This is a genomic window from Nostoc sp. UHCC 0251, assembly GCF_034932245.1.
Lineage (GTDB): Bacteria > Cyanobacteriota > Cyanobacteriia > Cyanobacteriales > Nostocaceae > Nostoc.
This window is the reverse complement of record NZ_JAYGHD010000123.1, coordinates 1-11,420: the sequence shown is the minus strand read 5'-3', so window position 1 is coordinate 11,420 and position 11,420 is coordinate 1. Positions and strand designations below refer to the sequence as shown.

6 protein-coding genes and 1 pseudogene are annotated in these 11,420 nt (G+C 44.9%); 4 read left to right on the top strand and 3 right to left on the bottom strand.

Features of this window, described 5'->3' with window-relative positions; translation table 11 throughout:
* Positions 1-209 (top strand): annotated as a pseudogene (locus tag VB740_RS14650) (hypothetical protein); the annotation flags it as partial.
* On the opposite strand, the gene VB740_RS14645 reads toward VB740_RS14650, so the two are convergent.
* Positions 202-4,071 carry a PAS domain S-box protein gene (locus tag VB740_RS14645; RefSeq protein ID WP_323200716.1) on the bottom strand — a complete coding sequence of 1,290 codons (3,870 nt, stop codon included), beginning with the start codon at positions 4,069-4,071 and terminating at the stop codon, positions 202-204. The pseudogene VB740_RS14650 and the gene VB740_RS14645 overlap by 8 nt on opposite strands.
* Before the next feature lie 414 nt (positions 4,072-4,485).
* Between VB740_RS14645 and VB740_RS14640 the strand changes: the two genes are divergently transcribed.
* The 3 genes from VB740_RS14640 to rnhA all read left to right on the top strand — a co-directional run bounded on the left by VB740_RS14640 (position 4,486) and on the right by rnhA (position 8,692).
* Positions 4,486-4,782, top strand: a complete 297-nt coding sequence (locus tag VB740_RS14640; RefSeq protein WP_323200715.1) for a hypothetical protein — start codon at positions 4,486-4,488, stop codon at positions 4,780-4,782.
* Between the two features lie 367 nt (positions 4,783-5,149).
* Positions 5,150-7,354: a CHASE2 domain-containing serine/threonine-protein kinase gene (locus tag VB740_RS14635; RefSeq protein WP_323200714.1), complete on the top strand. Its 2,205-nt coding sequence runs from the start codon at positions 5,150-5,152 to the stop codon at positions 7,352-7,354.
* Between the two features lie 429 nt (positions 7,355-7,783).
* Entirely contained in the window at positions 7,784-8,692 is a 909-nt protein-coding gene (gene rnhA / locus VB740_RS14630) for a ribonuclease HI (RefSeq protein ID WP_323200713.1), read from the top strand.
* Between the two features lie 131 nt (positions 8,693-8,823).
* Here rnhA and cruG read toward each other — a convergent pair whose 3' ends face one another.
* The gene (cruG, locus tag VB740_RS14625; RefSeq protein ID WP_323200712.1) at positions 8,824-10,047 is read right to left on the bottom strand and encodes a 2'-O-glycosyltransferase CruG; all 1,224 of its coding nucleotides are present in this window, start codon (positions 10,045-10,047) and stop codon (positions 8,824-8,826) included.
* A gap of 138 nt (positions 10,048-10,185) precedes the next feature.
* A complete protein-coding gene (gene cruF, locus VB740_RS14620) occupies positions 10,186-11,097 on the bottom strand; it encodes a gamma-carotene 1'-hydroxylase CruF (protein WP_323200711.1) in 912 nt (303 codons plus the stop codon).
* Positions 11,098-11,420: the final 323 nt, after the last annotated feature.

The following is an 11,420-nucleotide window of genomic DNA, read 5'->3' as shown; positions in this document are numbered from 1 at the left end:
CTACTGCACACAAGCTGGCTCGTTTGTTCTACCAAATTTGGACAACTGCTGGACGGTATTCTGATCCTGGGATGGAATACTATGAGCAAAAATACCAGGATCTGATCCTCAAAAATCTCCAGAAGAAAGCGCAAGCTTTTGGTCTTCAACTTGTCCCCAAATCTCAAGATAAGGAGGAAGCTTCATTTTATCAAACCCTTTCTACATAAGCTTTACGTCAAGTGTTTCTTGAAAGAGGGGTAAATTGGCGATCGCTTCTACTAATTCGGCTGGCTCTACTGGTTTGGCAAGATGCTGATCAAATCCGGCTGCAAGTACTTGCTTGGCGTTCATTTCTCCAGCATAGGCGGTAAGTGCGATCGCTCGAATTTGTCCTCCCTGTTCTGGTGAGCGTGTTCTCAACTGTCGCATGAACATACAGCCATCCACTTCTGGCATCCCAATGTCGCTTAAAAGTATATCTGGCAGAGATTGGCTTAAAGCGGTTAGTGCTTCATTTGCTGATGCCACTGCTGTCACATTTGCGCCATACTGCTCTAGTAAGAAGGCAATAAATTCTCGCGTATCTGCATCATCATCCACTACTAAAATATTGACACCATTTAAATTTGAGGATGGCTCTGAGTCGCTAATGTCCTCTTTAATCTCTAATTGATTTTGGATCAGCGGGAGTCTCACAGTAAAAGTTGCCCCCCGATCTTCACCCTCGCTTTCTACCTGCACTGTGCCACCATGCAGTTCGACTAAGTGATGGACGATCGCTAACCCTAACCCCAGTCCACCAAATTTTCTGGTGGTGCTGCTGTTTTCTTGGCGAAAATATTCAAATACGTAAGGCAGAAAATTGGGGTCGATGCCTTTGCCAGTGTCGCTGACTTGAATTAGTGCTGAGTTGGAATTGGAATTAACACATGATGATAGCCGGATATCAACACGTCCCCCCGCAGGTGTAAACTTAACTGCATTTGAGAGCAGGTTCCAGACGACTTGCTGCAATCGGCTGGAGTCACCCAAAACTTGCCCCAAATTTGGTTCCAGGCTGATGTGCATGTCAATTGACTTAGCTTCTGCCGACAGTCGGACTGTTTCCATTGCTGCGGAAATCACAGATGCCAAATCAACTGGGTAAATATTCAGGCTAAGTTTACCTTGTAAAATCCGGGAGATATCCAGCAAGTCTTCTATTAGTTGAGCTTGTAACCTAGCATTTCGCTCAATAGTCTTCAGTGCTTGAGGGATTGTCTTTTCATCAAGTTTTTTGGTTTGGAGTAGCTTAGACCAGCCTAAAATTGGGTTGAGTGGCGATCGCAATTCATGAGAAAGGACTGCTAGAAACTCGTCTTTAATCCGGTTGGCGTTTTCTGCTGCTTCCCGTGCCGTTTGCTCTGCCTCATATAGGCGGGCCCGTTCCATCGCTTGAGCACACTGCTGTGCTAGTGCCAGCATAAAGGCTTGGTCATCCTGATTAAACTCCTGAATCTCGGCAAAAGCCAGAGACATACCACCGATTGCTCGTCCCTCAACGATCAATGGAATTGAAATCCAAGCGCCGTAGTCAAGCTGGGTGTATTCCTTAGCAAGATGTGAGTAACGAGCAATCCTCGCTGTTGTTGGCTCTTGCCAGATGGGTTGCTTGTTTCTCACTGCTTCTGCCAGTGGTACGGATGCATTAATAGAAAATTGACGCCATAAATCTATTACTTCCTGTTGATAACCTACTGCACGGACAATTTCTAGTTCAGTGCCGCTATTAATCACTAGCGCTACTAAAGCAGAACTAGCTCCCAAAGCTGCCATACCTTGCTCGACAATTACTTCAGCAACTTGTGCCGGAGTCAGAGATTCTGAAAGTGCAGCGGTAATGGCTTGTAGACGCGCAGTGCGAGATGCTGCCCGTTCCGCCGCCTGTTGAGATTGCTGTGTTTCTGTATAGAGTCGGGCATTGTCAACGGCTACGGCAGCACGACAAGCTAACTCTTCAGCTAACATTAGGCTTTTGGTGTCGTAGCGACGACCTGAAGAAGATACCAAAGTTATAGCTCCTAGCACTCGTCCCCGAACTATCAGTGGTACACTCATACCAGATGTAGGATTTAGTTCTTGTAAGATTTTTCGGTGAGCGGCGTTCTGGGCTGCCACTTGTATCTGTTCATCAGAAATAAAATGAGTAATTTGTGATTTACCTGTCCGTATTACCTCAGCGACACCTTCTCTTCGTGCCAAATCAGGCGGATATTTTTGTAACTCTTCTACCAATTCTTGTTTCTCTGGATCGGCATGGGCTGTTACAACTCGGCGGATTAATTGATTGTCATAAATAATATCAATTAAGCACCAATCAGCTATTTCAGGTACTGCTAAACGCGCTAAACTGGCTAAAGTTGTCTCGTAGTCCAATGATGCAGCCAAAATTCCACTAGCTTCAGCTAAGAAACGCTGCTGCTCCTCCACCTGCTTGCGCTGAGTAATATCGCGCGAGGATGCCTGCATCTCTAAAATTTCTTTAGTTTGGCCGCGAATAGCTCGAATAGTTGCTTCTAACCAGATATAATGTCCGTTTTTGTGACGAGCACGGTGAGTAATAGTATAAATATCTGGTAAATCGGCATTGACTGGGTAATTACTAGCAATCTCTGCCAAATCGTCTGGGTGAACTAACTCCTGGCTGGAATGACCTACTAGTTCCTCTGGTTGATATCCCAGTACTGTGTAGCAAGCTGGTGAAATGTAAAGAAGAATTCCATCTACTGTATGGCGTGAAATAATATCAGTTGAATTTTCAGCCATCAACCGAAAAGACGCCTCACTCTCACGCAGTTTTGCCTCTGCCTGCTTGCGTACATTAATATTACGGAAATAAAGTGATAACCCTGTGGCTGAAGGATAGGCGCGAACTGCAAACCATGCATCAAAGGGTGGATAATAATCTTCAAGCTCAAGCGGCATTCCTAGAGTAACTGCCCTTTGATAAAGTTGACCAAAGCTAGTAGCAGCCAATTCTGGAAACTCTGACCATAAATTTTTTCCGAGCAAATCCTCACGGGAACGCCCCAAAGTTCTGCTTCCCTCATGATTGAGGTAGGTGAAGCGCCACTCACTGTCAAAGGCAAGAAAGCCGTCAGTGATACTTTCTAAAATCTTGGTAACTTGCTCTTTAGCAGCTTCAGCCTCAACACGAGCTGCTTGCTCTCGCTCAAATAGCTGTTTACGCTCGACTTCTGCTTGCTTACGCTCCGTGATTTCTTGACAGATTGCACCTACCCAAGTAATATCACTTGGTAGTTTAATCGGATAATAATTTACCGACCAGTGCCGCAACTTTCCAGGTGCGGCGGGTGTCTCTCCACTAGCCTCTTGAGCAATAGATTCTCCCGTTTCGCTCACATGGCGGAAAGCTTCCATCACCGCAGAATCTACCGCAGGTAGCACTTGGGCGACGGTTTTACCGATATGCACCTCTTGGGGAAAACCATTAATCTCAGCTAAAGCGTCATTCAATCGAACATATCTCAATTCTTCATCCCATAGTCCAATACCTATAGGTGCGTTATTGAAGAGGGTATCAAGCAGAACGTTAGCTTCAACCAAGCGAGTCTGCTCTGTTTTCAGTAGCGCCAGTAATTGCTCACGTTCTGCCTCTGCTTGCTTGCGTTCGCGTAGCGCAGCTTGCTGTTCGCTGATATCTACACACATTCCTACCCACTCTTGGATTTCGCCTATTTCGTCAAGTATAGGCACACCGCGGATAGCCATGTAGCGGTATTCGCCGTCATGCCGCAGAACACGATACTCGGCAACTGCAATGCTGCGTCCAAAAAAGGCCTGTCTCCAAATCGCAGCTACAGATGTACGGTCATCTGGATGCAGTGCGTCAACCCAACCCCATCCTTTGTATTGTTCGGGAGTTTGCCCAGTGAACGCCTCCCAAGTCGGAATCTCGTCAACAACATTGCCCCAAGGCCCCGCGCTCCAGACGATGGATGCGCTTGCTTCTGCCAGTGAGCGGTAGCGTGCTTCACTATGACGCAGATTTTCTTCTACTTGCTCCTGTTCGCCCAAATATTGCCGCAAATCTGTACCTCTTGAGCTTTTAGATGATCAATTAAATCTTTAACAAGGGGGAAATTTTATTTCTCAATCGAGACATCTGAGGTTTAAAAAATCTGGCGACGTGTCCATCCGTTTTCCCATCGGTTTATCTGTGGAACGAAACCCCTAATATCGTTGCCAGTTTTACCTGTGGAAGTTTGAGGTAGTGCCGAGTTTAACGAACTAACTATGCAATCCTTGGCTGTTCGATTGCAGGCATAAGCTAAATATTATTTTTATTTTTCTAGTAGATATTGGAATATAGCAGATGCTATAACTCTCACTACATCTATCTAGAGTTATAGAGGTTGTAAGTTGGTGATTATGTACTACATCAACTATTATGCAAGCTATTTAAGCTAGTAATAGAGTTGTTTATATGCGGGGAATGAAAATATGAGGGTTTGGCTTGCCTGCTTTTTTGTGTTATTTGCCTTGGCGGAACTGTTTGACTGGTTGCAAGAATTTAATCTGCCATTACCTATCTATATTTTGGGTGGTGCTTTTTTAGCTGTTGCTTCTAACTATGATAGAATCTTTGACTCCTATTTTGCTGATTCAAGCATCGAAGCATCACTGGAACAACCCCAGTTAGATTCACTAACCCCATCTACTAATCCTATTTCTTTCCCAATTGCCAGTCCTGTTGAAGATGCTCAAATATCTCAAACGGATGATAATTTAGCTGCATAACGCGATTACTTGTCTGATTCAGTGGTCTACAAGACGCTCCTACGTCGCTCTAAGCGTAAGCGAGCTACGCGTAGCGTTACGCGTAGCGTCTCGTAGAGAAGGCTTTACGCTACGCTATCAGTGGTGGGTTCAGAGCAAGCACTGATTGCAATTTTTAATTAATAATTTTTAATTTTTAATTGGAGCGGAGCGACTTGACGCTGCGCCTAAGCTTGCTTTAAGAGTAAGAATACGCAAAAGTATCTAAGCAGTAAGTAAATTGCTACATTAATATAGAGGCTCAGGTTAATTAGCTTTTAACCTAGAGTCAGAAAATTAACTTCTGCGCCTGCAACATCTACCCAATTCAGGCTACCGCCGCAACGCCGTGATTAGTGGACTATTAGAAAAACTCCGTATCCCCTTTGTCAAAGTTCAGGATTCTCGTGGAACTTCCAAGAGCAAAAGCTGGTTACAAGTTATTTTAGTTACTAGTGTAGGAGTAACCGCCTTTATCTGGGGAGTTCGAGAACTCAAATGGTTACAGCCTTGGGAGTTGAGAGTTTATGACCAGATGTTGCGATCGCGTCCATCAGAAGCACCCGATCGGCGGATTTTGCTAGTAAAAATCACTGACGAGGATCTTAAACAAGATAAAGGGACTATATCAGATCGTAGAATCAATCAGCTATTAAGAAGAATAGAGCCTTATCAACCGCGAATTGTTGGTTTATATCTTTTCCAACCAGAAAACAAATATTTAGCGGCTAATTTACAAAATCAAGATAACATTGTCAGCACCTGTTTGTTCAACACCTTGGGGAAAGATGAAATCCCACCACCGCCAAATTTCCCTATAGAGAATGTTGGGTTTAGCAATGTGGTTGCTGACAATGAAAACGACCAAATTCTTCGCCGCAGTTTGTTATTTGTTCACTCTCCATACAAAAAATGTACAACATCATTTGCATTTGGTGCGCTCATAGCAATTAATTATCTGGAAAAACAAGGTATTGAATATGACTTTACTAATAAAGGAGATTTTCAGTTAGGTAAAACCCTGCTCCCACGTTTACAACCGAATTCCGGTAGCTACCAACATGTAGATGCAGAAGGCTATCAAATATTATTAAATTACCGTCACCCCAACAGCCTCGCTGACCAAGTAACTCTCACACAAGTCCTAAGTGGACAAGTCAATCCCAATTTAGTTAAAGATCGCCTTGTAATTATTGGCACTACTGCCGCTAATTTATCTCAAAGTAGCTTTTATACACCCTACAGCGCTTTGCCAGATCAACCAGCCAGAATGTCTGCTTTGCTTATTCATGCACAGATAGCAAGTCAACTCATCAGTACAGTGTTGGATGGACGACCTCTAATTTGGTACTGGCCCGACTCGGCGGAACTTATTTGGATCTGGGTCTGGTCGCTTTTAGGTGGAATTATAGCATGGCGGTGGCAAAATCCGTTGCTGTTGCTAGTTGTGGACGGGACAACTCTACTTGGCTTAGTAGGAATCTGCGTTGCTTTGTTTCTACAAGCCGGATGGATACCATTAGTTCCCTCTGCCCTTGCTTTGGTGATTAGTAGCATCTGTGTGATTGCTTATACTAGCTACCAAAATCAGCGACAAACTCAGGTGATTATTCTGCAAGTTGAAAAACAACAAGAAGCGATCGCTCAATTAAATGTACTCTTAGAAGATAAAACAGCACTTCCCGACTCGTCTGTTGACTTTCCTCCTCCAATTGATTCGCCAGAAATACAATCCGGTGATTTGCTTTTGGGTGGACGCTACAAAATCTCTCAAGTTCTCGGTGCAGGTGGATTTGGTCGTACTTATTTAGCACAGGATACTCAACGACCGGGTAATCCTACTTGTGTAGTTAAAAAGTTAATGCCAGCCCGTCAAGATCCACGCTTTTTGCAAGTTGCTCGCAGGTTGTTTAATAGTGAAGCTGAAATATTACAATCTTTGGGTAAACATCATCAGATTCCTGAACTACTTGCTTATTTTGAAGATGACCAAGAATTTTATTTGATTCAACAATATATCGAGGGACATACCCTAAATGAAGAATTACCACCTGTACAGAATGTGCAGAACGAATCATTTGTGATGGAGATGCTCAAACAAGTTTTAGAAGTTCTAGAATTTGTTCACCAGCATCGAGTGATTCATCGTGATATCAAACCGACTAATATTATTAGATGCGCTCAAGATAATCGGCTAGTGTTGATTGACTTTGGGGCTGTAAAATTGATGCAACCGCCGAGTAGTGAGCAAACAGAATTAGCCACAGTAGCCATTGGGACGCGGGGTTATGCACCTCCAGAACAATTTGCCGGTCATCCCCGTTTATGCAGTGATATTTATGCTTTAGGAATGATTGCTATTCAAGCCATAACTGGGATACCACCGCAAGAACTTCACCCAGATCCAGAAACGGGTAATATTATGTGGCGGCAAACGGTGCAAGTGAATGAAGAATTAGCGGCAATTTTAGATAAGATGGTTTGCTATCATTTTAGCGATCGCTATCAATCAGCTACCGCAGTTTTACAAGATTTAAAGGCGTTGTTGAATTAAAGTATGAATCTGGATGTAGAGACGTAGCACTGCTACGTCTCTACAAGGATTCTGGTATTATGCAAACAAAATCATTTTCATACATGGAATCAGCAACGCCTTATTGATGGCGATCGCAACTTAGAAAACTTCATTTGTAATGCAGGTATCAGGTTAGCAACTAGTCAAATTGCATCTTCAGTGTTAGTAGCTCAATATCCACCTAATAGCAAAACACCATTTTTCATCACAACAGCCTTCGGTTGGAGCGTTGTTGCTGGAGTGCTTACCAGTATAATAGCCTGGATATTGTTTAAAAAATTCGTCGCTAATAACTCTTCCCTTTGCGTCCTTCTCTTCTCTACGAGAGGCTGTGCCCTAAGCGGAGCTATGCCGCAGGCTTTACGAGACACTTAATGAACGCGTCCTTCGCGGTTCGATATCCTAACTATGTCCATTCAACCCACAATCCAAAGCATATACACCGATGGTGCTTGCACCGGGAACCCTGGCCCTGGTGGTTGGGGTGTTGTCGTCTACTTTAGCGATGGTTCAATCCACGAAATGGGCGATGCATCCCCTCATACCACCAATAATAAGATGGAAATGCAAGCTGCGATCGCAGCTCTTCAATTCCTGCAAACATCTCAACAAGCCCAACCCATCACCCTTCATACCGATAGCGAATACCTGATTAACTGCGTTACCAAGTGGGTGAAAGGCTGGAAAAAGAAAGGCTGGAAAAAGGCAGATGGTAAACCCGTCCAAAACCAAGAGCTTTTGGAAACTCTTGATGAACTCAATACCCAACAGGTGAAATGGCAACACGTCAGGGGACATTCTGGTAACATAGGTAACGAACGTTGTGATGCGATCGCTCGCGCCTATGCTAGTGGTAAAATTCCTTCGCTACAACAATTAACTCCTACAGAAATTTACAAATCTTTACCCCCTACAAATGAGCTAAATGTAGCAAAAGTAGCTGATTATGAGAAAAACTCTAGAATAATTAACCAAAGTCCCGAAGAAATCAGTACTTCTGCACCAGATATAACCGTTATGGAAGCATCAACTGGGCCAACTGCGGCCGCAACCGATGAAAAACCGCCAGAAATGAGGGTTTCGCAACTCCGCAGCTTGGTCGAAACTCTGCGTATCGCTGACGAAATTTCTGAAAAAGGCTACTTAATCACCAGTTCTGAGTTAGCAGACTTGATGGATGTCCATGCCAGCGCTGTTACCAGTCGAGGAGATCAATGGCGCTGGCGAAACTGGATAGTGTCACGGGTACGCCGTGAAGGAAATCAAATTCTTTGGGAACTGGAACGCGGGGATCAAGTAGGAGGTGAAGAGGAGTGAGGGAGTGAGCAGAGGAGCAAGGGAGGCAGGGGGAGCAGGGGGAGCAGGGGAGGCAGGGGAGGCAGGGGAGGCAGAGTAAGAATAACTAATTCCCAATGCCCAATGCCCAATGCCCAATGCCCAATGCCCCACTATATATACTTGCGTCCCCGCCACTCGCGTGGCTTGCGGAACGCAGATAAGAAGATTCGCAGCACAGCTAAGGGATCAGCTAAAGGGGAAAGCCAGAATAACCAGCCGCCTTTTGCGCTTTTGCGATCGTAAGAAGGTGCGATCGCAATTAGCATGGCAAAGCGAATCACCACCAGAAATAAATTCAGTCCCAGTAAGAGGAGTGGGGGAGTGGGTAAAGAGTCGATTAATCGCGTCTGTAGCGAGTAAGAAAGTGGGGGAGAAATCAACAAAAAAGTAAGGACAATTAAAAGAGGTAGACCTTGAACAGATGTGAGTAGCCATAAATCTCCCCACAACTGCGAACGAGAAGTTGCATCTTTGAGGTCAAGACTCCGCCCCCATTCCTTCCACGTCTCCATCGCCCCTTCATACATCCGTACCTTCAGCACCTTTGCGCCATCTAAAAAGCCCACCTTATACCCTTGAGCAGCAATATTTCGTGCCAAAGTGACATCATCACAAAAAGAACCACTCGCACTGCTATAGCCACCCACAGCAGCTAAAACGGAGCGACGGCACAAAAAACACTGCCCATTTGCCATCACCCGTTCTGGCTGCTCTGTATTGATCCCAGCCGGGTCAAATCGGTAAAGCAGAGTCATCAACAGAGCCGGTTGTAGCCAGCACTCTCCTGGATATTTGAGGATGAACTGGGGCGAAAGGGAAACAAGATCATAGCCTTGTGCTTCGGCCGTCTTCACCAAACCAGCAACCAAACCTGGATGCGGTTGGATATCAGCATCCAGCCCCAGAAACCACTGACTACCCTCAGAGCTATATAGAAAACCGTTATGCAACGCCCAAGGACGCCCCACCCAACCAGCGGGTAAGGGATCATCTGTCATCACCCGAAAGCGCGGATCTTTCTGCTGTGTCGCTTTTACCAAGTCGGGCGTGCCATCACTAGACTTGCTGTCTACAACAATAATTTCCCGAACTTCGTAGCTTTGCTGACTTAAACCAGCCAACAGAGGGCTAATGCGAAGCGCCTCATTCAGCGTGGGGACGACGACGCTAACCTTACCCAAAAGCTCCGGTGTTGGCTGTTGCGGTTCTATTGGAGGAAGGCGTCTTGGCCCCTTTAGCAAGCGCGAAAACAGAATCGCCGTTGCTGGTACTTGGATAAGTAGCAATAAAAGGGAAATGGCGCTTTCTACTATCAAAGCGTTGTCATTAGTCATTAGTGATTGGTCATTGGTCATTGGTCATTGGTCATTGGGCATGGGGCATGGGGCATTGGGCATTGGGCATTGGGCATTAGTTATTCTTTCTTCCCCTGCTCCACCCACTCCCCACTCCCCACTCCCCAATCTATAGGCTTATTTCAAGGCAACTTTAACGCTTCTTGCCACCGATACTTCGTTGCTTGCTGGTTCAACAGCAACTGGAATAGGAGTGGTTGAGCTGCTTAACCACAGAGCCACGGCGGGAACTACACCAAGGAATAAACCGAGCAACACTGGAATGGAGAACCCAGCGGCCAAGCTTAGTCCGGCGGCGAAGGCAAAGTTAGTCAAATAAACGACTAAGGGTAGATTAAGTTGCGATCGCTCTAATTTAATCGAAGCGTTTCTCCATAACAAACCTGCCACAGTCATAAACAGGGCGCTAGTGCCAAACCAACCTGCATAGTTCTGGTAAGGTGTCCCAAAGAAAGCTCCTGGATGTTCCCAATACCAAAAAGGCAGAGAAGTTTGACTCATAGCTGGCTCAAGAGCAAAATCCCAGCAAGTGAAGAGTAAAGCACCAACGGCTATAGCCGCAATATGGCGTCCCCAACTGGGTTTTTGAGCCACTTTCAAACCAGTTCTCGCAATTAAATAAGACGACAGCCCAACATAAAACCAAGATAAAGGAATAGTGAAAGGAACTAGCCCCGCAATCTTATAACCCAAGCCACTCAAGTAGCTATAATCTCCAAATGGAAAACCTGTGCTGGTTCCCAGTAGTTCACTCCCCAAGGAGATAAACATAGCTGGCAGCATAAATGCTAGCCAAGTCCCCAATCCCAACGTCCGGTAAGCATAAATAGAGACAGCTATTGTCCCCAAGATGATATCAACTACACCGCCACCTGCCATACTTAACTGTACGGCAGTTTCTCCAACCTGCGATAAGTTGAAAATTATTTCGGCATTAGGCACGACCAGTAGCATCCCTACCAGTCCAAAGGCTTTTGACACGATATGACCAATGAGGCATACGCGTTCAGCAATAACAAGTTGTCTCATGATAATTCCTTAACAAGATGTGACACGCGGCTACTCGGCTGCTAACAGTTTACAAATGTTTAACAACATATTTAACTACTTTGTGCCGCAATTCTCTACAAACTTGTTTGGCTTTCTTGGGAAGAGCATAACAGCCTATTGATTGAAGCTATAAGAAATATGATGATAGATTTACTAGTCTAAGCTATATAGTCAGAATCTACATAATTTCATCTGTAAAAACTTCTGTTTTCTTGTTTCACTGATACCCGTATGATGAAAAACTCCTTCAATAAGCTAATCGGCATTTAAATTGCAACATAGTCACTATTGCCTTTGTTTTT

Bases quoted from the DNA above. Each gene is read 5' to 3' on its own strand.
- cruF (WP_323200711.1), bottom strand. From the start codon at position 11,097: ATGAGACAACTTGTTATTGCTGAACGCGTATGCCTCATTGGTCATATC.
- VB740_RS14640 (WP_323200715.1), top strand. From the start codon at position 4,486: ATGAGGGTTTGGCTTGCCTGCTTTTTTGTGTTATTTGCCTTGGCGGAA.
- rnhA (WP_323200713.1), top strand. From the start codon at position 7,784: ATGTCCATTCAACCCACAATCCAAAGCATATACACCGATGGTGCTTGC.
- cruG (WP_323200712.1), bottom strand. From the start codon at position 10,047: ATGACTAATGACAACGCTTTGATAGTAGAAAGCGCCATTTCCCTTTTA.